Here is a 21,372-nt window from a genome sequence, read left to right on the forward strand (position 1 = left end):
CCTTCGTCGCGTCGCCCGGAGGGCGATGGCCCGTTGGGCCACCCTTGACAGGCCTGCCGGCCCCGCAACGACAAGGACTGTCGGGCCGCCCCCGGGGGACGGCACGGGGGGACCGAGGGCACCTCGGGTCTGGCGTTGGCGGGCACGGGCAGCGGCTCCGCTCGGCCAGCCGCCCTCCGGGCGGGAAGCCGAATCGCAGTCGACGGGATGACTGCACGAAACGACGCCCAGGGCGCATCAGATCGCTACGCGCTCCTGTCTCTCAGCGGATTGGGCCTGGCTATCGTGCGAGGGCCGTTTCAGGCCAGTGATCAGCTCTTACGATCGCGTCCATGTCGACCACACCATCCGTCCCTGTCCTGCGCGGCAGCGGCGGCGCCGTTCTCTGCTACGAAGATGAGGCACTGACGCTGCGCCGCGGGGACGAAGAGATACGCATCCCCTTGCAGGCCGTGCGGGAAGTCATACCGGACCGCCGGGCCGTGACTGTCGAACTGCGGGTCCCCGCCGGCGGCACGCCCGTCACGCACCGAGTTCGTGGCGTCAGCGAGGCTGCGGCAGGCCTGTTCGCGATGGGGGTGGGCGCGGCCCTGGCCGCGCTGCCGGAGCCGGACCCGTCCTTCGACGGCGCCTCGCTCGTGACGACCCGCTCGCTGCGCACTCCGGGGCCGTCCCCCAGCATCGGCGAGAGGGCAAGGCATCACAGCTTCAAGGTGATCGCTTTCGGGCCCGGCCTCGTCGCACTCATCCTGACCTGCGTGCTGTTCATCATGCACGGAGAGGCGGGCATGCTCCTTCTCGCGGTCCCGATGGGACTCGTGAACGTGTTGTTCAACGCCGTGAGTGCCGGCGCAGCTTACGGGACCCTCCGCATGTGGCGTCTCCCCCGGCACGTCATCACGGTGATGGCCGTGCGCACCAGTCCGAACGGTGCGCCGGGGAAGTACAAGTACACGGACCCGAGCGGCCAGACCCACAGCTGCGACCGGAACACGTACGCGAGCCAAATCGAAATCAGCTACCACCCGGACCACCCCGGCCAACCGGTCGATATCCATCCCGTCTCCACACGTGTGGCGGCCACCATCGGGACCTTGCTGCTGTGGGCCGTCACGGCGGGCCTCATCTTCGTGGCAATGATGGCCGCCACCCATTGACCCTCACGTGCGGACTGCAGAACGTCAGCCTGGGGCTGCCGACGTCGGTCTGACGCCGAGAGCTGCCGCGACGAGAGGTCTCCCTGTTTGCGCCCGTCAACCTGTCTGCGGACGCTGCCATCCGATCGGTCCGCACACGGACGGCCTGTCGGCCGCCATGCCCTGAATGCCCACGTAGCGATCGACGGCGGCCTATGTCCGGCCACCGGCGGGCCGGATTCGCCTTCCGGCAGGAGCACGTAGCGATCTGACGCGCCCTGGCCGCCCTTTCGTGCAGTCATCCCGACGACTGCACTTCTGCTTCCGCCCGGAGGGCGGCCGGCCGAGCGACAGCCGCTGCCCGTGCCCGCCGAAGCCAGAGTCGATGGCGCCTCGGTCCCCCCGTGCCATCCCCCGGGGGCGGCCCGACAGTCCTTGTCGTTGCGGGGCCGGCAGGCCTGTCAAGGGTGGCCCGAAGGGCCATCGGCTTGCCGACGCGACGAAGGAGCGCCCTTGACAGGACTGACGGACCCGTAATGACACTGGGACTGACGGGCCACCCCCGGGCACCCCTGCGATTCCGTCCGGGCGGAGCCACGGCACACCCCCGACCGAGCCCGGTGGGGCCGGGGGGAGTAGCGGGCCGCCGCAGTAGCGCCGTAGACAAAAGGGCCGGGCCCGTGGGATTCCCACGGGCCCGGCCCCTCGTCTCGGCAGCAACCGCCGACGGTCAGACGCGGTCCGCCGCGATCAGGACGTACTGGAACGAGCCGTCCTCGTAGGACTTGATGAAGGCCTCCTCGATGCCGGTGACCAGGGAGGAGGTCGCCCGCAGCTTCCAGTACGGGAGGGTGTCCGGGGTCAGGTCGATGATGGCCTGGGGGACGAGGCGGTTGTCGGCCATGGCCCGCAGGTACTCGCGGCGGGAGTGGATGTTGCACTCGAAGTGGGCGTTGATCTGGGAGACCCACTTCGAGGGCTGGCCGTAGCGCGGGTTCCAGCAGCCCGTGATGGTCACGTAGCGGCCGCCCACGGCCAGGATGCGGGAGTGCTCGGCCATCAGGTCGTGCAGATCGACGTACATGCTGGACTCGTTGTTCCAGGAGCCCGCCGCCTGGCCCGTCTCGAAGGGCATGTCGAGCATGTTGCAGACCCGGGAGCGGACGGAGTCCGAGATGCCCAGTTCGGCGGCCCGGTTGTTGCCGAAGTCGGCCTGCTTCGAGGAGAGCGTGACGCCCTCCACCTTGCAGCCGAAGCGCTGGTGGGCCATGACCATGGAGCCGCCGCGGCCGCAGCCGGCGTCGACCAGGGTGTCGTCGTGGCCGATGGACCCCAGGTTGTCCAGCAGGACATCGGTCTGAGCCGATTCCAGGCGGTGCAGCTCGGCGACCAGCTTCTTCTCGTACGCGCTGTCCTCGGTGTCGCCGAGGGCGGCGTGGTCGACCTCACCGATGCCGTAGTGGTGGTGGTAAAGGCCGTCGACGTCGCCCAGGCGCAGGTTGACCGGCCGGGCCTCGGCGTTCCAGTAACGGGCGATGTCGCCCTGGTAGGGGGTCGCCGGGGCGGGGATGAACGCGGCGGTGGAGGGGCTGATCTCGGTGGTCACGTATATGTCCAATCCTGTTACCGGAAGTCGGTCGGCTATCAGAAGTCGGTGGGGTTACCGGAAGTCGGTGGGTTACCGGAAGTCAGTGGGTTACCGGAAGTCGGTGGGTTACCAGAAGTCGGGCAGGCTGTAGCGGTAGGTGTTGTTCATGTGCCAGTAGTGGTTGCCGTCGACCCATGCGGCGACGCCCCGGAGGAATCGCAGGACGCGGGGGTCGGGGCAGGAGGCGGCCAGCTCGGCGGAGGCCGACTCGAACTCGTGCATGAGGTCGTTGTGGACCTCGACCGCCTTCAGGTAGGCGTCCTTGTCGGACAGGCCCTCGCGTTCGGCGATCACCACCGGCAGGTTCAGGTGCTTGCCGCGGGCGTCGAGTTCCTTGGTGTACGAGTACAGGTCGTTCATCACGGTGGTGGCGTTGCCCGCGAGCGCGATGACGCGCTGCATGGGGGGCAGCGCGTGCAGTTCGGCCGGGAGTTCGTAGCCGCCGACCGTGTCGGTGATGGTCGGGCAGGGGCGGAAGTTGTTGAACTGCCGCATCCCCAGGTACTCCCACACCTCGGGCACGTAGTCCGTCTGGGCCCAGGCGGCCTCGGCGAGGTAGCCCATGTGCAGGCGGGCCATGTCGTGCCGGAAGCGGTCGGCCTGGGCCGGGGTGGCCATGTGGGTGAAGTACTCCATGGCGGAGCGGTAGGAGCGGCGCGCGGCGTCCGAGAGGAGCGATTCCTCCCAGGCCGCCCCGTACGCCTTCGTGGTGTGGACGGGGTCGAGGGCGGTGTGCGCCATCAGGAGCCGTCCGCCGAGGCCGACGGGCGAGCCGCCGTGGTCCTCGCAGTAGACGTCGTCGACCACGTTCTCGGCGACCATCAGCCGGGTGGCGACCATCAGGTGGTCGACGGTCGGGGCGTCCGGGTGGCAGGCGACCATGTAGCGGCCCACGGAGAAGCCGTCGAACTGGTCCTCCCACTCCGGCGGGTACGCCTCCACCTCGTCCACAGCCCACCGCTTGATGCGGCGGCTGACCTCCGCGACCCGTACGGGGTCGGGCTCGGCGATGGGGTGGTGGTAGAGGCCGGGGATCGCCCTGCCTTCCGCACGGGCGGGCGGGGAGGCGGTGGCCTGGTCGGGCAGGAGCGCAGCAGCGGCGGTCGCTGCTGCGGTCGCTGCGGCCGTCAGGTCCGCCGGGGTGGCCGGGGCCGGGTCGGCGGCCGGCGGCTGCTCGCGCGGGGTGAAGTACAGCCCCGAGGTGCCGACCCCGCTGGGGCCGCGCATGATCCGCTCCAGGGCGGGGTGCGCCTCCCGGGCCGGGGTGCCGGTGGCGGCCTCCCGTTGCGGCGCGGCGACGAGGTCACCGCCGGGGGCGTCCGCGCCGAAGTCCACGCCGGGGGCCGCAGCCGGGGCTGCGGTGGGGACGGGCGCGGGTCCGGGGACGGGCGCGGGTCCGGGGACGGGCGCGGGTCCGGGGACGGGCGCGGCTGCGACAGGGTGCGCAGCCGCGGCCGGGGCTGCGGCAACCGGCGGTTCGGGGATCGACGGGCGGGCGGCCGGCCCGAAGGGCAGTGCGGGCACGGTCGGCAGCGCCCGCCGGGGGGTCCCGGCCGGGGCGGCGGACCCCTCGGGCGTCCCGGCCGCGGTGCCGGCACCCACCGCGGCACCCACCGCGGCCGCGACGGCGGCCACCGCGGCGACCGCGTCCGTGACGGCATCGCCCGACGTGACGGCATCGCCCGCCGGGAGGGCGTCGACGCCGCGGCCGTGGCCGTGCGCGCCGAAGCGGGCTGCGGCGCCGGGCAGGCTCGGCTGAAGGGGGGAAAGCCCGGGCTCGGGCATCCAAGGCTCCTCGGTGAAGTGAGTGGTAGGTCCCTCCCGGGCCCCGGTCCGCGTCCGCGCGCCCGCCCCGCCGACCTGCCCGGGGGAAGGCCCGGGCGGGTCGGGGCGGAAGCGTCGGAGGGAGGGGGAAGGGCCCGGGAGGGCCCTGGACGGGGCCGGGACGGCGGCCCCGCAGTCGGTTCCGCATACGGGTTCCACGCCGCCTGCGGGTTCGGCACCGCTTGTGCGTCGGCACCGCTTCCGGGTTCGGCACGGCCTGCGGGTTCGACACGGCCGACAGGTTCGACACGGCCGACGGGCTCGGTCCCGCCCGGCAGGCCGGTCCCGCCTACAGGCCCGGTCCGGCCCGCAGGCTCGGTGCCCACAGGCGCGATCCCACCCACAGGCGCGATCCCACCCGCAAGCGCGATCCCACCCACAGACGCGATCCCACCCACAGACGACGCGATCCCGCCCGCAAGCGCGGTCCCGCCGGCCGGCACACAGTCCCGTCGGCCGGCTCAGTCCTGCCTGCGGGCGATCTGTACGTTCTCCAGCACGCCGAGCGCGTCGGGCACCAGGACGGCGGCGGAGTAGTAGGTGGTCACCAGGTAGGACATGATCGCCTGCTCGCTGATGCCCATGAAGCGCACCGACAGGCCCGGCTCGTACTCCTCCGGCAGCCCGGTCTGGCGCAGGCCGATGACGCCCTGGTTCTCCTCGCCGGTACGCATGGCGAGGATGGAGCTGGTGTTCTCCTTGCTGATCGGGATCTTGCTGCAGGGCAGGATCGGGACGCCGCGCCAGGCCGGGACCTGCTGTCCGCCGAGGTCGACGTGGTCCGGGTAGAGCCCGCGGGCGTTGAACTCGCGCCCGATCGCCGCGATGGTCTTGGGGTGGGCGAAGAAGAACTTGGTGCCGCGACGGCGGCACAGCAGCTCGTCCATGTCGTCCGGGGTGGGCGGACCGGAGTGGGTCTGGATCCGCTGCTTGAAGGAGGCGTTGTGGAGCAGGCCGAACTCGCGGTTGTTGACGAGTTCGTACTCCTGCCGCTCGCGCAGGGCCTCGATGGTCAGCCGGAGCTGTTCCTCGGTCTGGTTGTGCGGCCCGTTGTAGAGGTCGGCGACCCTGGTGTGGACCCGGAGCACGGTCTGCGCGATGGAGAGCTCGTACTCGCGCGGGTTGAGGTCGTAGTCGACGAAGGTGCCGGGGATCTCCGGCTCGCCGATGTGGCCGGCCGACATCGCGATCTCGGCCTCGCCGTGCTTGTTCTGCCGCTGGAGCGGCAGCGAGCTGAACCGCTCCAGGTGCCCCTGCAGGGCGGGGGCCAGGGCGGCCACGGCCTCGAAGTCGGCGCGGGAGAGGGTGAGCAGGGTGCCGGGGGTCTCGGCGGTGGCCGTGTAGTCCCAGGTGGCGTCCGCGTCGAGCAGGGCGTTCTCGCCGAAGTGCTCGCCGTCCGCGAGCACGGCCACGCGGACCTCGTCCCCGTACTTGCCGACGGAGGTCTGGCCGATCCGGCCGTGGGCGATCAGGTGGATCTGCTCGGCGGGGCCTCCGCGCCGGACCAGGACTTCGCCCGCCTGGAAGTCGCGCTGGACGCAGCGGTTGGCGAGGCCGATCAGCACGCCTTCGTCGTCGAAGCCGCGGAGCAGGGCGAGTTCGCCGAGCTCGCGGGGGATCACGCGGACGGCGGCGCCGTCCTGGACGAACTCGATCCGGCCGTCGCCGACGGTGTAGGTCAGCCGGCGGTTGACCCGGTAGGTACCGCCCTTGGTCTCCACCCAGGGGAGCGTCCGCAGCAGCCAGCGGGAGGTGATCTCCTGCATCTGCGGGGCGGACTTGGTCGTGGTGGCAAGGTTGCGGGCCGCCGCCGTGGCCAGGCTGGACTGCCGCGGGGGCTGCAGCTGTGCCTCGGGGCCGGTGTCAACGCTCATCGGACGAGAACTCCTTCGCAGGGGCCGTGGACGGCGGGCATCCCCGCGTCACCGGTGAAAGAGAAGAGAAGAAATGAAGAACGGAGAAATGGAGGAAGGGGGGAATGGGGGTGGATGTCGGGGAATCCGTGGAATCCGTCCAGATCCTGGGGAACAGTAACGGCCCGTGCGTCCATTCGACCCCACGAACCGGCTGGCATTACCTCGATACGGTGATCTTGTGCGGCGCAGTGTTTGCCGGGCTGATCAGCTGCATTTCGGCCGTGACCGAGAACGGCCCCCGTCGTCCCGCCCCCACGGCCGGGAACATCCCCCGGTTCCCATCCCCTCCGGCCGGGAACACCCCCCGGCGTCCCACCCCTTCCCTCCTGCGGGCCCGCCACCTAATCTGACCCGCCGTCAGACAAATGGCCCCGCCGGGAGGCGACATGCTGCTGCAAGGGAAGACCGTCATCGTCTCCGGCGTCGGCGCCGGGCTCGGCCACCAGGTCGCCTCGACCGTCGTACGGGACGGCGGGAACGCCGTGCTCGGGGCGCGCACCGAGGCCAACCTCGCGAAGTCCGCCGCCGAGATCGATCCCGACGGCACCCACACCGCCTACCGCACCACCGACATCACCGACGAGGCCCAGTGCCGGGCCCTGGCGGAGCTCGCCGTCGAACGCTTCGGCCGGATCGACGCCGTCGTCCACGTCGCGGCCTGGGACTCGTACTTCGGCGGCCTGGAGGACGCCGACTTCGGGACCTGGCAGCAGATCCTCGACGTCAACCTGCTCGGCACCCTCCGCATGACCCGGGCCTGCCTCCCTGCACTCAAGGAGAACGGCGGATCGGTGGTCATCGTCGGCACCCAGTCCGCCGTCGCCGCGCCGAACGAGGTGCAGCAGGCCGCCTACGCCGCCTCCAAGGGCGCCCTGACCTCCGCGATGTACTCCATGGCCCGCGAGCTCGGCCCGCACCGGATCCGGGTCAACACCGTGCTGCCCGGCTGGATGTGGGGGCCGCCGGTGCAGGCGTTCGTCACCTTCACCGCGCACGGCGAGAACGTCCCCGAGGAGACCGTCAAGGCCCGGCTCGCCGAGCGCATGGCCCTGCCGGAACTCGCCACCGACGGTGATGTCGCCGACGCCGCGGCCTTCCTCGCCTCGGACCGGGCCCGGGCGATAACCGGCCAATCCCTGCTGGTCAACGCCGGAGAGCTGATGCGATGACGACCGATCGTATGCTCGGCGCATGACCAATACGGGGAATCTGCCCGCCGACGCAGCTCCGACCGACAACGCCATGCGCCGCGCACTGCGGCGGGCCCGCGACGGCGTCGCGCTCGACGTGACGGAGGCCGCCGTCCTGCTCCGGGCGCGCGGCGCCGACCTGGAGGACCTCACGTCCTCCGCCGCGCGGGTCCGCGACGCCGGCCTGGCCGCCGCCGGCCGGCCGGGCGTCATCACGTACTCGAAGAGCGTCTTCATCCCGCTGACCCGGCTGTGCCGCGACAAGTGCCACTACTGCACCTTCGCGACCGTGCCGGGGAAGCTGCGCCGCGCCGGGCACGGGATGTACATGTCCCCCGACGAGGTCCTCGACGTCGCCCGCCGCGGCGCCGAACTGGGCTGCAAGGAAGCGCTGATCACCCTCGGCGACAAGCCTGAGGACCGCTGGCCCGAGGCCCGCGAATGGCTCGACGCGCACGGGTACGACGACACGCTCGCCTACGTACGGGCCATGTCGATCCGCATCCTGGAGGAGACCGGCCTGCTGCCGCACCTCAACCCGGGGGTCATGTCCTGGGCCGACTTCCAGCGGCTCAAGCCCGTGGCGCCGTCCATGGGCATGATGCTGGAGACCACGTCGGAGCGGCTGTGGTCGGAGCCCGGGCAGCCGCACCACGGCTCCCCCGACAAGGAGCCGGCCGTCCGGCTGCGGGTGCTGGAGGACGCCGGCCGGTCCTCCGTGCCCTTCACCTCCGGGCTGCTGATCGGCATCGGCGAGACCCTTCAGGAGCGGGCGGAGTCGCTGTTCGCGCTGCGCCGCGTCTCCCGCGCGTACCACGGCGTCCAGGAGCTGATCATCCAGAACTTCCGCGCCAAGCCGGACACGGCGATGCGCGGGATGCCGGACGCCGAGCTGGACGACCTGGTGGCCACCGTGGCCGTGGCCCGGCACATCATGGGCCCCGCGGCCTGCCTGCAGGCCCCGCCGAACCTGGTCGACGACGAGTACGGGCGGCTGATCGGCGCGGGCATCGACGACTGGGGCGGGGTGTCGCCGCTGACGCCCGACCACGTCAACCCCGAGCGCCCGTGGCCGCAGATCGAGCTGCTGGCGGAGCGGTCGGCCGCGGCCGGTTTCGAGCTGCGCGAGCGGCTGTGCGTGTACCCGGAGTTCGTGCGGCGGGGCGAGCCGTGGCTGGACCCGCGGGTGCTGCCGCACGTACGGGCGCTGGCCGATCCGGAGACCGGGCTGGCCCTGGCGGACGCCGAGGTGACGGGGCGCCCCTGGCAGGAGCCCGACGAGGCGTTCACCGCCGCCGGGCGGACCGACCTGCACCGGACCATCGACAGCGAGGGCCGCACCGGGGACCGGCGCGAGGACTTCGACCACGTCTACGGGGACTGGGAGGCGCTGCGGGAGGCCGCGGCGCCCGGCATGGCCCCCGACCCGGGCCGGGCGGGGATGGCACCGGAGCGCATCGACGCCGACGTACGGGCGGCGCTGTCGACGGCGGCGGACGACCCGACCCGGCTGACCGACGCGGAGGCGCTGGCGCTGCTGCACGCGGACGGGCCGGCGCTGGACGCGCTGTGCCGGATCGCCGACGGGCTGCGGCGCGACGTGGTCGGCGACGAGGTCACTTACGTCGTCACCCGGAACATCAACTTCACCAACGTCTGTTACACCGGCTGCCGGTTCTGCGCGTTCGCGCAGCGGCGGACGGACGCCGACGCGTACACGCTGTCGCTGACGCAGATAGCGGACCGGGCGCAGCAGGCGTGGGACGTCGGCGCGGTCGAGGTGTGCATGCAGGGCGGCATCCACCCGGACCTGCCGGGGACGGCGTACTTCGACATCGCGCGGGCGGTGAAGGAGCGGGTGCCGGGCATGCACGTGCACGCGTTCTCGCCGATGGAGGTGGTGAACGGGGCAACCCGCACCGGGATGTCCGTACGGGACTGGCTGACGGCCGCCAAGGAGGCCGGGCTGGACTCGATCCCGGGGACCGCCGCGGAGATCCTCGACGACGAGGTGCGGTGGGTGCTGACCAAGGGGAAGCTGCCGGCCGCCGACTGGATCGACGTCATCACCACCGCGCACGAGCTGGGCATCCGCTCCTCGTCGACGATGATGTACGGGCACGTGGACCAGCCCCGGCACTGGCTCGGGCACTTCCGGACGCTGGCGCGGATCCAGGAACGCACGGGTGGTTTCACGGAGTTCGTGACGCTGCCGTTCATCCACACCAACGCGCCCGTGTACCTGGCGGGGATCGCCCGGCCCGGGCCGACGGTCCGGGACAACCGGGCGGTGACGGCGATGGCTCGGCTGCTGCTGCACCCGCACATCACCAACATCCAGACCAGCTGGGTGAAGCTCGGCGCGGAGGGCGCGGCGGAGATGCTGCGGTCCGGGGCGAACGACCTGGGCGGGACGCTGATGGAGGAGACCATCTCGCGGATGGCCGGGTCGAGTTACGGCTCGTACAAGTCGGTGAAGGACCTGGTGGCGGTGGCGGAGGCGGCCGGACGGCCGGCGCGGCCCCGGACCACCCTGTACGGGGAGGTGCCGGAGGAGCGGCGGCGCGCGGCGGCGGCCTCGGACGGCCACCTGCCGGAGCTGCTGCCGCTGGCGGACTAGGGCCTGTCCGACCCTGATCCACCGGACGGCCCCTGGGCGGTCTCCGGTCCGCGGCTCCCCGGCGGGGAGCCGCGGGTGCCGGCGGGCCCCCGGCGGCCGGGGGTGACGCAGGTCACGGGAACCCCGCCGGGGATGCCGGACAGCCGACAGGGGTGACGACAGACATGCGAACCCGGGTGCGGTCCGGGGATCCGGACGCCTATGCGGAGCTGTTCGACGGCTACGCCCGCACCCTCTACAACCATGCCTTCCGGATGACCGGCGACTGGGCGGTCGCGGAGGACGTCATGTCGGCGGCTTTCCTGGAGGCATGGCGGCTGCGCGGCACCGTCGACCCCGAGGGCGGCTCGCTCCGGCCCTGGCTCCTGGGCATCGCCACCAACATCGCGCGCAACCACTGCCGCGGCAACCGGCGCTACCGGGCCGCCGCCGGGGCCGCGGCGGCCGCCGCGGGTGCCGCGTCCGTACCCGACCATGCCGAGGAGGTGGCCGGGCGGCTGGACGACCGGCGGCGGATCGCGGCCACTCTGGCGCAGCTCAGTGCGCTGCGCGCGCCCGAGCGGGAAGTCCTCCTGCTGTGCGTGTGCGAGGGCCTGGAGTACGCCGAGGCGGCCCGGGCGCTCGGCATCCCGGTCGGAACCGTCCGTTCCAGGCTGTCCCGGGCGCGGACGAAGCTGCGCAGGCTCGCCGACGCGGAACTGAGGAAGAAAAGACGGGAACCCGCCGCCCGGCCCCGACAGACACATGGCGACCGCGCGAACGCGGTCCGGTCCGCGCAGGAGGGAACCCGATGAACGCCGACCTTTCCCGTCCCCACCCGGACGGCCGGCAGGAGGACCCGCTCCTCCTGCCGTTCGCCGTACGGGAACTGCCCGCGGACCGCCACCGGTTCCACAAGGAGCGCCTGATGGCCCAGATCCACGAAGACCTCCGCGCCGCCGACGCCGGCACCACCACCGTCACCACCGCCACCACCGCCGTACCCGCCCGTACCGGGCGGTCGCGCAACCCGTTCCTGCGCCGGTCCCTGCTCGTGCCCGCCGCCGGCCTCGCCCTGGCCGGCGCGCTCGCCTTCGGCTTCTTCTCCCGGCTGGAGCGGGGCGCCCTGGACGGTCCCGGCTCCACGGTCGCGGGCGGCCAGGTCCTGACCACCCGGATCGGCACGGCCGACCCGAAGGGCGCGGCCCAGCTCCTGGACCGCATCTCGCTGGCCGCCGCGTCCTCTTCCGGCAACCGCCCGGCCGTGCGCCCGGACCAGTTCGTCTACATCGGGAGCCAGACGGCCGGCACGCACGTGAGGACCGTCAACGGCAAGAGCTCCCTGGTCAGCCAGGAACTGCACATGCGCCACCAGTGGAACTCCCCGGACGGCGCCGAGGGCTGGCTGATCGAGCCCGGCATCACCGGCCCCGAGGGCGTGACCCTGGCGGGCCCCGACGAAGAGGGCCGGACGCCGAAGCCGACCCTGAACGCGCCCTCGTACGACTACCTCGCCGGGCTGCCCACCGATCCCGAGAGCCTGCTGCGGCGCATCTACAAGGAGACCGAGGGCCACGGCCGCAATGCCGACCAGGAGGCCTTCAGCACGATCGGTGACCTGCTGCGCGCCAGTCTCCCGCCGGCCGAGCTCACGGCCGCGCTCTACAAGGCCGCGGGCAGGATCCCCGGTGTGGTGACCGTGGACGACGCGGTCGACGCCGCGGGCCGCCACGGGCCGGCGGTGGCCCGGCTGGACGAGTCGTCCGGCGTGCGCGAGGAATGGATCTTCGACCGGCAGAGCCTGGCGTTCCTCGGCGAGCGGACGGTCCAGGTGCAGGGCGAGTCCGGCGAGCAGGGCCTGATCAAGCCCGGCACGGTGGTGTCCACCAGCGCCGTGCTGACCCGGGCGGTGGTCGACGACGTCAGGGAGATGCCCGCCAAGTCCGGCTGACCGGCACACCGGAGGCCCCTGTGGCAGTGGTGCCTCGGGGGCCTCGGGGGCCTCAGGGGCCTCAGGGACGGACGGTCCCGCCGACCGGGCGGTCCGGCCGGACTACTTCCAGGTGAGGCCCTTGCCCATGAGGAAGGGGTCGCCCCAGTACCGGGCGGCGGTGACCTTGGTTTCGGCGGACGGGGCCAGCGCGATGGCGCAGGAGTCCTGGGTCTTGCCCTTGGTGAAGCCCTTCGGCAGGGACTCGTTGTCGCACTTGGCGAACTTGCCGATGATCATCAGGTCCTGGGCGTCGGTGCCGTCGCCGAGGAGGCCGCGGATGTGGCCGACGGAGGAGTACGCGAGGTCGCCGCTGCCGATGTTCTTCACGGTGTAGTGGATGTAGTACGGGACCTTCCCCTTGACCTTGTCGCCCATCTTGAGCACGTCGAGGTCGGCGGGCTGCCCCGGAACGATCTTGGTCACGGTGAGGGCGATGTCGCCCTGGGTGCTGCCGTACTTGAAGGGGAACGCGGCCGGCTCGCCGAGCTTGAACTGCTGGCCGTCCTTGGCCGCGCCCGCCGGGCCGCCGCCCGGGGCCGCACCGGCGTCGGGGGTGCTCGGGGACGCCGGGGCGCTCGGGCTCCCGGACTGCATCGGCTCGGAGGGCTGGGAGGCCGGTGCCGATGGCGAGGCCGCGGTCGGCTGATCGGATATCAGCTCCTCGTTGCCGTCCTTGCATCCGGTCAGGACGAGGGTTCCGACGACGGCCAGGCCCACGGCGCCCAGGGTGGTCTTGCGCATGCTGCTGTTGCTCATTTCTTCTCCCCCATGGATTGCGCGTCGCGTGGTGCGGCACGACGCCTCTGCGATCTTGATAGGGGATGCGGAGGGCTCCCGGCCAGGCCGGGAGCCCTTTCGTGACGTGCCCCGGACATAAGAGGGACGTAAGCGGAACACGGCAACAATCAGCCGACGAGCAGGTCCTTCTTCAGCCGCTTCAGCTCCCGTGCGTCGATGCCCAGGCCGTCCTTCAGGTAGCCGTCGAAGGAGCCGAACTTGGCGTTGACCTCGTCGAAGCCGGAGTTGAGGTACTCGGGGCGCACGTCGAGCATCGGCTTGTAGACGGCGGCCTGCTGCGGCGGCAGGTGGCCGAGGATCGCGTCGTTGGCGGCCTTGCGGTAGTCGTTGCTGGCCAGGTAGTCGGCCATGACCGTCTCCTGCGGCACGCCGAGGGCGGTCAGCAGGGCGGCGTTCGACCAGCCCGTGCGGTCCTTGCCCGCGGTGCAGTGGAACAGCACGGAGCGGGCGTCGTCCGCGCGGACCCCTTCAAAGACCTGCGTGTAGGCCTTCTTGCCGCCCTCGCCGCTGACCATGGCCTTCTCGGCGTCGACCATCGCCCTGACCGCCTCGTCGGGCGTGCGCGGCATGGTCTGGAAGGAGCCGGAGCCGGCGAACACGTCGGCGACGACGTGGCGGGCGCCCGCGGGGACCCGGTCGGGGTCCTTGGTGCGCTCGTCCGCCATCCGCAGGTCGAAGACCGTCTTGATGCGCAGGCGCTGCAGCTTGGCCAGGTCGTCGGCGGTGAGCTTGTTCAGGGCGTCGGAGCGGTAGACCTCGCCCATCTTGACCCACTGGCCGTTCGCGGTGCGGTAGCCGCCCGCGTCACGGAAGTTGGCCGTGCCCGAGAGCTTGACCAGGCGGTCGGCGAGGCGCAGGCCCTGGCCGCGGTCGGCGTCGAACCGGAACCACTGGCGGTCGGCCGCGGGCAGGCCGGTGACCACGGCCTCACCGGAGGCGCCGCCCTTGGCGACGACCTTTCCGTTGGCCCTGATCTCGACGCGCTTGACGCCCTTGGCCTGCCACTTGAGGGTGTACGAGCCGTCGGCGCCGGCGGTGACGGTGGCGGCGGTGAAGGGGATGGCGTCGGAGGAGTGCCGGCCGCCGCTCCAGGGCCAGTCCCAGCCCGAGGCGGAGGCCGTGGGAACGACGGCCAGGGAGACGGTGAGGGCGGCGGCGACGGCGGTCGCGGCGAGGGTTGCCTTCTTCATGTCGGCGAGGCTCCGCGGCGGCGGCAAACGTCGCGTGAACGCGGAATGGCTGGAACCGACCCCCCGGGAGACGACTGGCAAAACATGTCAGCAATGCCATCCGTGCCGATCTTGTGCCCGCGTCCGGCCGGAAACATTCGCTTTCCGGCCTATCTACGGTCACTTACCGGCTCGATGACTGACTCCTTCCGGTTTCGACCGGGCATGTCCACTACAGTGCGCGCCAGAGCGACGGGTGGGGGGATACCGCATGGACGCTGTGGCGCGCGGCGCTGCGAACGGCACGACGGACGGCACCGAGGAGCACGCGGGCACATTGGCCGAAAGACAACGGATGGGGCGGGCGGAACAGGCCGAACAAGCCGAGCGGGCGGACCCGGTGGTCACGACCGGCGCCGTCCGCACCAGTGCCCTCACCACCGGCCTGTGGGGCCGCGCCGAACAGCAGGACTTCCGCAGCCGGGTCCGCGGCACCCTCCTCGGCACCGCCCTCGGCGACGCGCTCGGCGCGCCCGTGGCCGGCCTCTCCCTCGACGGCATCCGCGAGACCCACGGCCTGGAGGGCCTGACCGAGCCCGCCACCGCCTACGGGCGCCGCGGCACGGTCACCGCCTCCACACAGCTCGCCCTGTTCACCGTCGACGGGCTGATCCGGGCACACGTACGCCGCGACACCGGCGCCTGGCACCCGCCGACCGACATCCACCGCGCCTACCTGCGGTGGGCCGCCACCCAGCACGACTGGGGTCCCGACGAACGCCGCCGGGACAACGGCTGGCTGGCCCACGAGGAGTGGCTCTACGCCCGCCGCGGCCCGGACCGCGCCTGCCTGACCGGCTTCGGCGACGAGATCCTCGGCACCCTGCAGAAGCCGAAGAACCCCACCGCGCGCGATGCCGCCGCCACCGTCCGGTCCTCCCCCTTCGGGCTGCTCGTCGGCTGGGAGCCCTCGCTGGTCCTGCAGCTCTCCGTGGAGTGCGCCGTACAGAGCCACGGCCACCCGACCGCCTACCTGGCGGCCGGCGCCTTCGCCGTGATCGTGCACGGGCTGACCCGCGGCGACTCGCTGGACACCTCGGTGCAGCGGGCGATCGCCCTGCTGGAGCCGCGGCCGGGGCGGCAGCCGGTGACCGACGCCCTGGAGCGGGCGCTCGACGCCGTACCGACGGGGAGCCCCTCCCCCAAGGTGGTGGAGTCGCTGTCCCCGGGCGACGGCCGGGACGCCGAGGACGCCCTCGCCGTGGCCGTGTACTGCGCGATGGCCGCCGAGGACATCCGGCACGGCCTGCGCCTGGCGGTCAACCACGGCGGCGACTCCACGGTCACGGGCGCGCTCTGCGGGGCCCTGCTGGGAGCCCTGCACGGGGAGACCGCCCTGCCGGCGCCGTGGCTGGCGGAACTGGAGGGCCGGGCGACCATCCTCGAACTCTCCGACGACTTCGCCCTGGAGATGACCCAGGGCCCGACCCTGCACGGCCCCGCGGTCTCCTCCCCGGGCTGGCTGGCCCGCTACCCGCGGAGCTGACGCGGGGGCGTCCGGGGTCGCCCGGGAGCCGGGTGGGGTCGCCCGGGACGAGCGTTGCGGTTGCGCCCTCTCAACATTCGAGGGCGCAGCCCTTACGGTGGGGCATCATTCCGAAGACCGCGCCCGGACCGGCCTGGCACCCGAGCAGGCCCGCCGGCCGAACGGGCCCGCCGCCCGCCGGAGGTGCAAGCGCCCATGCGGATCGCCGCCACCATCTTCCTCACCGACCGGACCCCGTCCCCGGTCCGGATCGCCCGCGTCCTGGAGGAACGCGGCTTCGACGGCCTCTACCTGCCCGAGCACACCCACATCCCCGTCTCCCGGGACACCGACGCCCCGATGGGCGGTGACCTGCCCGAGCAGTACGGCCGTACGCTCGACGCCTTCGTCGCACTCGCCCAGGCCGCCGCGGTCACCGAACGGCTGCGCCTGGGCACCGGGATCACCCTGGTCGCGCAGCACGACCCCATCGACCTCGCGAAGCGGATCGCCACCCTGGACCACCTCTCCGGCGGCCGGCTCACCCTGGGCATCGGCTACGGCTGGAACGTCGAGGAGGCCGCCGACCACGGCGTCGAATGGAGCACCCGCCGAGAACTGGTCCGCGACCGGATGGCCCTCATGCGCGCCCTGTGGGCGCCGAAACCCGAGGGGTACATCGGCGAGTTCGGCTCGGTCCGGGCCAGCGAGGCCCACCCCAAGCCGGCCCAGCCGCCCCGCGAACTCGCCGGCGGCGCACCGCTGCACGGCCCCCGCACCCTCCTCGGCGGCACCGCGGGCCCGAAACTCTTCACCCACATCACCGAGTTCACCGACGGCTGGATCCCCATCGGCGGCCGCGGCCTGAGCGAGTCCCTGCCCGCCCTGCGCACCGCCTGGGAACACGCCGGCCGCGACCCGAAGGCCCTGCGGGTGATCCCGTACGCGGTCCAGCCCACGCCCGGCAAGCTGTCCCACTACGCCGACCTGGGCATCGAGGAGGTCGTCCTCCAGCTCCCCTCGGCCGGCGAAGGCGAAGTCCTGCGCGTGCTGGACGACTTCGCGCAGTACCTCTAGACCTCGGCGGGCGGTCGGGGAGGATCTGAGTACGCGCCTGAGTGGGCGTACTCAGGCAGGCCGCCCCGCACCCGGCGAGACTCTCCCCATGACCACACCGCCCGCCACGCCCGCACCCCTGCCCGCGCCCGAAGGCTTCGGCCCGCCACCGCCCGCGCGCCGGCCGCGCAACGGCCGCACCGCACTCCTGTGCACCCTGGTGGCCGTCCTCCTCGCGGTGGCCGGCGCGGCGGGCTGGTGGCTGCTGCGCGACGGGGACACGGGCCCGCTGGCGGGTCGCCCCCGGGTCACCGACCAGGCGGCCGGGATCTCGTACGGGATCCCGGAAGGCTGGAAGCAGCCCGAGGACAAGGGCCTGATCAACGCCTTCACCTCGACGATCGCCAAGAACGACCCGGACGAGGACGGCGGCTCGGGCTCCGACACGAGTGGTTCCCCGGCCGGCTCCACCGTCCTGGCGGGCCGGGCCGGCTCGGTCCCGGAGGCGGACCTGAAGCGGCAGACGGAACGCGCCGCCCGCTCCAACGCCGTCTTCTTCTTCCCGGACGGCAGGTCCACGGTCGAGGAGTCCCGCCCGGCCACGGTCAGCGGCCGTCCCGCCCACACGGTGGCCCTCAAGGTAGACGACGGCAGGGGCGGCTCCGCCCACCTCCGCCTCACGGTGATGACCCTCGCCGACCACCGCTCCGCCTTCCTCCTGGGCGTCACCCAGCCCTCCGACCCGGCGAACCGCCAGGAGATCGACACCATCCTGTCGAGCGCGAAGGCGTCGTAGCCCGAAGCGGCTGCCCGGAAGAGCCCGTTCCGTCCCGTACGCTCGCGCCATGATCGACACATCCACCCACATCCGCGTCGCGCGCCCCTCCCGCGATCTCGCCGCCGCCGAGCGCTTCTACGTCGACGGCCTCGGCCTGGACGTCGTGTGGCGGAGCGCCGAGCACGTCCCGGGCGAGCACGACCTCCTCATGGTCGGCCCGAAGGGTGGCGGCTGGCACTTCGAGCTCACCATCGACCCCGACAACCCGATAGAGCCGACCCCGACGGTCGACGACCTCTTCGTCGTCTACCTCGGCGAGCAGCCCGACGAGGCCCTGATCGACCTCCTGACCGCCCACGGCGGCACCCGCGTCCCCTCCCACAACCCCTACTGGGACGAGTACGGCGTCACCGTCGAGGACCCGGACGGCTACCGCCTGGTCCTCTGCTCCCGCACCTGGGGCTAACCACGCTCCCAGAAGGCGCAGTTGACCCGCTCGCCCGAGCTGGGGCACATGCTCGGCTCCTCTGCGGCGGGAGTGGACACCTCCCACCGCAGGGGCCCACGCTCCTGCGACGAGTCCTCCTCGCGCTGCAGGTACAGGGTGGCCGCGCCGCCGGCCAGAACGAGCACGGCCCATACGGCCACCCACACCCAACGCTTCAACACGCCCCCCAAGCCCGCCGATCCGGTGATCCGGTGATCCGGTGATCCGACGGCCTTATGTAAGCATCCGCGCCCGCCCGGCTACTCCCCCGTCCAGAACCTCGACAGGGCACCCTCCCGGTACGGGGCCGAGCTCACGCTCAGGTCGCCGGAGAAGGGGCGGTCGAGGACGAGGACCAGCAGCAGGCTAAAGCCGATCAGGGCCGCCACCGCCGACACGAACAGCAGCTGCATCTTCAGGCTCCTCAGCCCGAAGAGGAAGGTCAGCGGCAGGATGACCAGCGCGCCCCCGTACACCAGCACCTGCAACAGCACCGGCAGCGACGTCTCCGCCATGGTGATGCGGGCACGGCGCTGTGCCGCCACGTCGTTCAGGCGCGTGGTGGCCTCCTCGTAGAAGGTCTGGGCGCGCACCGACTGCGGCTCGTACGCCTGGAGTCCGCGGTAGATCGCCTCCGTCTGGCTTGCCGTCGCCGAGAAGCTCGGCCGTCCCTCCCGCATCAGCGGCCACTGCACCTCGACCACGGCGTGCGCGTACTCCCCGACCGCCTTCTCGATCCGCGCCCGGTCCTCCGGCGGGAACACCTCCGCGCTGCGGACGACCAGCGCGAGGTCGGTGGCCTCCGTGGCCACGATGGTCTGGGTGGTTTCCACCTGGGTCCACAGCGTGACGACGACGAAGGCCAGGATGATCCCGTAGATCGCACCGAACATGCCCAACGCGACCCCGACCATCTCGTTGTGGTCGCCGCCCGCGAGGTGCGGGAAGCGCCGCCGGACGACGAGGCTTCCCGCCACCGCCAGGCCGACCACACCGCCGACCACCAGGGCGCCGAGCGTGAACGTGCTGAACTGATTGAGCAACCAAAGAGCCATGCCCGGATCAACGACCACCCGCCGCAGGGGATTTGCCTAGCGGCCCGTCGGCCCCGGCGCGGCCGCCGTCCCCGACCCGGCCGCCGTCCCGGCCTCCCGTGCATCGATCAGCTCGTCCCAGTGTTCCCGCGTCCACTCGCACGCCGCGTCCAGCGGCCCCAGCAGCCCGCGCCCGAGAGCGGTGAGGGCGTAGCCGCCCGCCCCTCCGGGCCCGACCCTGGCAACGAAGCCGTCCCGCTCCAGCGCCCGCAGCGACTGGGTCAGCGACTTCGAGGTGATCCCCCGGATCGGCACCTTCAACTCCGAGAAACGCCGCGGCCCGCCTTCCAGACAACGCAGGACCAAGGGGGCCCACTTGTCCCCCACCCGGAACGGAACGAGCGTGGACGGACACACCGGGTCGAACATCTCCGGATCCAACGGGTCCGACGACTCCGACAGGTCCGACGGGTCCGACGGCTCCGACGGCTCCGATGGCTCCGACGGGTCCAGGTCTTCCCACCGCCCTGTTGCCGACAACTGCTCCATGTCCCCCACTTCCACACCACACCACGCCGCACCGCCCACCGTTGGCGGTATCCGATCGGTAACCACCCTCCTCCCTACGCTCATTCCCATGAGCAGCCACAAGATCATCATTTTCGGGGCCACCGGACGGGTCGGCCGTGCCGCCGTCGCCGAGGCCCGCCGCCGAGGCCACCACGTCACCGAGGCGCAGCGCCCCGGCACCGACGTGACCTCGCCCGAGGACATCGCGCGTGCCGCGGCCGGTCATGACGCCGCGATCGTCGCCGTGTACGACCCGGCGGCCGCGCCCGCGGAGTTCTTCCCGGCCGTCGGCAGCGCGCTCGCCTCCGGGCTCCCGGCCTCCGGCGTCCGGCGACTGGTCTCGGTCGGGCTGGCGTCCGTACTGCCGACCGCGTCCGGGGAGCTCCTCATGGACACGGAGGGCTATCCCCAGGAGTGGAGGCCCTTCTACGCCGCCCACGCCGCCGGCACCGGAGCGCTGCGCGCGGCGGCCCCCGCCACGCTCGACTGGGCGGTGCTGAGCCCGTCCGGCGACTTCGACCACGAGGGCACTCCGGCGGGGCGCTACGTCCGGGCACCCGCCGATGCGGCGGCCCGCATCACCCCGGCCGACTTCGCCCGCGCCCTGCTCGACGAGATCGAGACCCCGACCGTGCACGCCGCCCACATCGGCGTCACGGCGTGACGGCCACGGCCGAACCCGTCGTCGACAGCCCCGACCCCTGGGTCGCCGCCCACATCCGCCGCTTCGAGGAGACCGGCGGTCTCCCGCGACCCGGTGTCGACGACCTGCTGCTGACCACCCGGGGCCGCACCTCGGGCGTGCTGCGCCGTACCGCCCTCGCGTACGTGCGGTACGGGGAGGCGTATGTCCTCACCGCCTCCAACCGGGGCTCCGACCGCCACCCGGCCTGGTACCTCAACCTGGTGGCCGACCCCTGCGCCACCCTCCAGGTCGGCCGGGACACCTTCCCCGCGACGGCCCGCCCCGCGACCCCGGAGGAAACGGCCCGCCTCTGGCCACGGGTGGTGGCGGCCATGCCGTCGTACGCCGCCTACCGTGACGCGACCGCACGGGAGATCCCCCTGCTCCTCCTCGTCCCGTCGGGGGCGGGGCGAGGCCGCTGACGCCCGCCCCGCCGTCGGTCGGGTCAGTCGACCTTCGGGGCGTTGGGGAGGCCGTTCTGGAGGGCGCCGCCGGCGCCCGAGAGGGAGGTCTGGGTGGCCTTGGTGGCGCTGCCGGTGGCCTGGGCGGCCACGCCGACCGCGGTCTGGGTGTCCTTGACCGCGCCGGAGGGGTTGTCGACGACGCCGGTGACCCGCTCGACGACCGGGCCGACGCCGCTCATGGTGGTGGAGTCGTCGGCGGTGGCGGCGGCCGGGGCCTGGGCGTGCGCGACACCGGGGATCAGGGACACGGCGGCGCCGCCGGAGAGGACCAGGGCCGCGAGGGTGCGCTTCACCGCGTTCTTGCTCACGTTCATGTTCATGCCCCGCCCAACGACCTCACCGCGGCGCGGGTCACCTTCCGGCGGCTCCGGCGTTGACCTTCCTCCGCTGCCGGACGCCCCGACCCCGCCGTGACGCGCGCGGGCCCCGGATCGGGGGACGATCCGGGGCCCGGTGGCACAGCAGGGGGGCGGGCAGTCGGCCCGTCGGTCAGTCGGCCC

20 protein-coding genes are annotated in these 21,372 nt (G+C 72.5%); 11 read left to right on the forward strand and 9 right to left on the reverse strand.

Annotated features, from left to right (window positions below; translation table 11 throughout):
- Positions 1 to 332 precede the first annotated feature (332 nt).
- A complete protein-coding gene (locus tag AB0O36_RS31600) occupies positions 333 to 1,157 on the forward strand; it encodes a hypothetical protein (RefSeq protein WP_365116090.1) in 825 nt (274 codons plus the stop codon).
- A 709-nt stretch (positions 1,158 to 1,866) separates the two neighbouring features.
- On the opposite strand, the gene AB0O36_RS31605 is transcribed toward AB0O36_RS31600, so the two are convergent.
- From AB0O36_RS31605 to AB0O36_RS31615, 3 genes are all read right to left on the reverse strand, one after another.
- Positions 1,867 to 2,742 carry a geranyl diphosphate 2-C-methyltransferase gene (locus tag AB0O36_RS31605; protein ID WP_365116091.1) on the reverse strand — a complete coding sequence of 292 codons (876 nt, stop codon included), beginning with the start codon at positions 2,740 to 2,742 and terminating at the stop codon, positions 1,867 to 1,869.
- Between the two features lie 108 nt (positions 2,743 to 2,850).
- Positions 2,851 to 4,299, reverse strand: coding sequence for a family 2 encapsulin nanocompartment cargo protein terpene cyclase (locus AB0O36_RS31610; protein ID WP_365116192.1), 1,449 nt, complete (start codon positions 4,297 to 4,299; stop codon positions 2,851 to 2,853).
- A 770-nt stretch (positions 4,300 to 5,069) separates the two neighbouring features.
- A complete protein-coding gene (locus AB0O36_RS31615) occupies positions 5,070 to 6,482 on the reverse strand; it encodes a family 2B encapsulin nanocompartment shell protein (protein WP_365116093.1) in 1,413 nt (470 codons plus the stop codon).
- Positions 6,483 to 6,910: 428 nt separating this feature from the next.
- Here AB0O36_RS31615 and AB0O36_RS31620 point away from each other — a divergent pair, with 428 nt between their 5' ends.
- The 4 genes from AB0O36_RS31620 (at position 6,911) to AB0O36_RS31635 (ending at position 12,264) form a co-directional block, all read left to right on the forward strand.
- Positions 6,911 to 7,693, forward strand: coding sequence for an SDR family oxidoreductase (locus AB0O36_RS31620; RefSeq protein WP_365116095.1), 783 nt, complete (start codon positions 6,911 to 6,913; stop codon positions 7,691 to 7,693).
- A gap of 22 nt (positions 7,694 to 7,715) precedes the next feature.
- Complete coding sequence (locus AB0O36_RS31625; RefSeq protein WP_365116097.1) at positions 7,716 to 10,334, forward strand: bifunctional FO biosynthesis protein CofGH; 2,619 nt, start codon at positions 7,716 to 7,718, stop codon at positions 10,332 to 10,334.
- A 164-nt stretch (positions 10,335 to 10,498) separates the two neighbouring features.
- The gene (locus AB0O36_RS31630; RefSeq protein WP_365116099.1) at positions 10,499 to 11,128 is read left to right on the forward strand and encodes an RNA polymerase sigma factor; all 630 of its coding nucleotides are present in this window, start codon (positions 10,499 to 10,501) and stop codon (positions 11,126 to 11,128) included.
- A complete protein-coding gene (locus AB0O36_RS31635) occupies positions 11,125 to 12,264 on the forward strand; it encodes a CU044_5270 family protein (protein ID WP_365116100.1) in 1,140 nt (379 codons plus the stop codon). The genes AB0O36_RS31630 and AB0O36_RS31635 overlap by 4 nt, the downstream gene beginning before the upstream one ends.
- A 102-nt stretch (positions 12,265 to 12,366) precedes the next feature.
- On the opposite strand, the gene AB0O36_RS31640 is transcribed toward AB0O36_RS31635, so the two are convergent.
- Together AB0O36_RS31640 and AB0O36_RS31645 are read right to left on the reverse strand one after the other, a co-directional pair.
- A complete protein-coding gene (locus tag AB0O36_RS31640) occupies positions 12,367 to 13,062 on the reverse strand; it encodes a hypothetical protein (RefSeq protein WP_365116101.1) in 696 nt (231 codons plus the stop codon).
- Positions 13,063 to 13,211: 149 nt separating this feature from the next.
- Complete coding sequence (locus AB0O36_RS31645; RefSeq protein ID WP_365116102.1) at positions 13,212 to 14,294, reverse strand: tyrosine-protein phosphatase; 1,083 nt, start codon at positions 14,292 to 14,294, stop codon at positions 13,212 to 13,214.
- 424 nt (positions 14,295 to 14,718) lie between these two features.
- Here AB0O36_RS31645 and AB0O36_RS31650 point away from each other — a divergent pair, with 424 nt between their 5' ends.
- From AB0O36_RS31650 to AB0O36_RS31665, 4 genes are all read left to right on the forward strand, one after another.
- Complete coding sequence (locus AB0O36_RS31650) at positions 14,719 to 15,819, forward strand: ADP-ribosylglycohydrolase family protein (RefSeq protein WP_365116195.1); 1,101 nt, start codon at positions 14,719 to 14,721, stop codon at positions 15,817 to 15,819.
- Positions 15,820 to 16,014: 195 nt separating this feature from the next.
- Positions 16,015 to 16,875 (forward strand): TIGR03619 family F420-dependent LLM class oxidoreductase, encoded by an 861-nt coding sequence (locus tag AB0O36_RS31655; RefSeq protein WP_365116103.1) that lies wholly within the window; start codon positions 16,015 to 16,017, stop codon positions 16,873 to 16,875.
- A gap of 88 nt (positions 16,876 to 16,963) precedes the next feature.
- Complete coding sequence (locus AB0O36_RS31660) at positions 16,964 to 17,650, forward strand: hypothetical protein (protein ID WP_365116104.1); 687 nt, start codon at positions 16,964 to 16,966, stop codon at positions 17,648 to 17,650.
- 49 nt (positions 17,651 to 17,699) lie between these two features.
- On the forward strand, positions 17,700 to 18,098 hold the full coding sequence (locus AB0O36_RS31665) for a VOC family protein (protein WP_365116105.1): 399 nt from the start codon (positions 17,700 to 17,702) through the stop codon (positions 18,096 to 18,098).
- Here AB0O36_RS31665 and AB0O36_RS31670 read toward each other — a convergent pair.
- The 3 genes from AB0O36_RS31670 to AB0O36_RS31680 all read right to left on the reverse strand — a co-directional run bounded on the left by AB0O36_RS31670 (position 18,095) and on the right by AB0O36_RS31680 (position 19,582).
- The gene (locus AB0O36_RS31670; RefSeq protein WP_365116106.1) at positions 18,095 to 18,301 is read right to left on the reverse strand and encodes a hypothetical protein; all 207 of its coding nucleotides are present in this window, start codon (positions 18,299 to 18,301) and stop codon (positions 18,095 to 18,097) included. The two genes, AB0O36_RS31665 and AB0O36_RS31670, sit on opposite strands and share 4 nt — an antisense overlap.
- A gap of 78 nt (positions 18,302 to 18,379) precedes the next feature.
- Positions 18,380 to 19,174 (reverse strand): DUF4239 domain-containing protein, encoded by a 795-nt coding sequence (locus AB0O36_RS31675; RefSeq protein WP_365116107.1) that lies wholly within the window; start codon positions 19,172 to 19,174, stop codon positions 18,380 to 18,382.
- 36 nt (positions 19,175 to 19,210) lie between these two features.
- Positions 19,211 to 19,582: a helix-turn-helix domain-containing protein gene (locus AB0O36_RS31680; protein ID WP_365116108.1), complete on the reverse strand. Its 372-nt coding sequence runs from the start codon at positions 19,580 to 19,582 to the stop codon at positions 19,211 to 19,213.
- A gap of 208 nt (positions 19,583 to 19,790) precedes the next feature.
- Between AB0O36_RS31680 and AB0O36_RS31685 the strand changes: the two genes are divergently transcribed.
- The gene (locus AB0O36_RS31685) at positions 19,791 to 20,387 is read left to right on the forward strand and encodes an NAD(P)H-binding protein (RefSeq protein WP_365116109.1); all 597 of its coding nucleotides are present in this window, start codon (positions 19,791 to 19,793) and stop codon (positions 20,385 to 20,387) included.
- Positions 20,384 to 20,830 carry a nitroreductase family deazaflavin-dependent oxidoreductase gene (locus tag AB0O36_RS31690; RefSeq protein WP_365116110.1) on the forward strand — a complete coding sequence of 149 codons (447 nt, stop codon included), beginning with the start codon at positions 20,384 to 20,386 and terminating at the stop codon, positions 20,828 to 20,830. Before AB0O36_RS31685 ends, AB0O36_RS31690 begins: the two co-directional genes overlap by 4 nt.
- 23 nt (positions 20,831 to 20,853) lie before the next feature.
- On the opposite strand, the gene AB0O36_RS31695 is transcribed toward AB0O36_RS31690, so the two are convergent.
- Positions 20,854 to 21,180, reverse strand: coding sequence for a hypothetical protein (locus tag AB0O36_RS31695; protein WP_365116111.1), 327 nt, complete (start codon positions 21,178 to 21,180; stop codon positions 20,854 to 20,856).
- Between the last annotated feature and the right edge of the window lie 192 nt (positions 21,181 to 21,372).

Source organism: Streptomyces sp. NPDC089799 (genome assembly GCF_040684755.1).
Taxonomy (GTDB): domain Bacteria; phylum Actinomycetota; class Actinomycetes; order Streptomycetales; family Streptomycetaceae; genus Streptomyces.

What these genes read in the sequence shown, in the direction of transcription:
- AB0O36_RS31600 (WP_365116090.1), top strand. Translation starts at nt 333, where the DNA reads ATGTCGACCACACCATCCGTCCCTGTCCTGCGCGGCAGCGGCGGCGCC.
- AB0O36_RS31615 (WP_365116093.1), bottom strand. Translation starts at nt 6,482, where the DNA reads ATGAGCGTTGACACCGGCCCCGAGGCACAGCTGCAGCCCCCGCGGCAG.
- AB0O36_RS31620 (WP_365116095.1), top strand. Translation starts at nt 6,911, where the DNA reads ATGCTGCTGCAAGGGAAGACCGTCATCGTCTCCGGCGTCGGCGCCGGG.
- AB0O36_RS31625 (WP_365116097.1), top strand. Translation starts at nt 7,716, where the DNA reads ATGACCAATACGGGGAATCTGCCCGCCGACGCAGCTCCGACCGACAAC.
- AB0O36_RS31630 (WP_365116099.1), top strand. Translation starts at nt 10,499, where the DNA reads ATGCGAACCCGGGTGCGGTCCGGGGATCCGGACGCCTATGCGGAGCTG.
- AB0O36_RS31635 (WP_365116100.1), top strand. Translation starts at nt 11,125, where the DNA reads ATGAACGCCGACCTTTCCCGTCCCCACCCGGACGGCCGGCAGGAGGAC.
- AB0O36_RS31640 (WP_365116101.1), bottom strand. Translation starts at nt 13,062, where the DNA reads ATGAGCAACAGCAGCATGCGCAAGACCACCCTGGGCGCCGTGGGCCTG.
- AB0O36_RS31645 (WP_365116102.1), bottom strand. Translation starts at nt 14,294, where the DNA reads ATGAAGAAGGCAACCCTCGCCGCGACCGCCGTCGCCGCCGCCCTCACC.
- AB0O36_RS31655 (WP_365116103.1), top strand. Translation starts at nt 16,015, where the DNA reads ATGCGGATCGCCGCCACCATCTTCCTCACCGACCGGACCCCGTCCCCG.
- AB0O36_RS31660 (WP_365116104.1), top strand. Translation starts at nt 16,964, where the DNA reads ATGACCACACCGCCCGCCACGCCCGCACCCCTGCCCGCGCCCGAAGGC.
- AB0O36_RS31665 (WP_365116105.1), top strand. Translation starts at nt 17,700, where the DNA reads ATGATCGACACATCCACCCACATCCGCGTCGCGCGCCCCTCCCGCGAT.
- AB0O36_RS31675 (WP_365116107.1), bottom strand. Translation starts at nt 19,174, where the DNA reads ATGGCTCTTTGGTTGCTCAATCAGTTCAGCACGTTCACGCTCGGCGCC.
- AB0O36_RS31680 (WP_365116108.1), bottom strand. Translation starts at nt 19,582, where the DNA reads ATGTTCGACCCGGTGTGTCCGTCCACGCTCGTTCCGTTCCGGGTGGGG.
- AB0O36_RS31685 (WP_365116109.1), top strand. Translation starts at nt 19,791, where the DNA reads ATGAGCAGCCACAAGATCATCATTTTCGGGGCCACCGGACGGGTCGGC.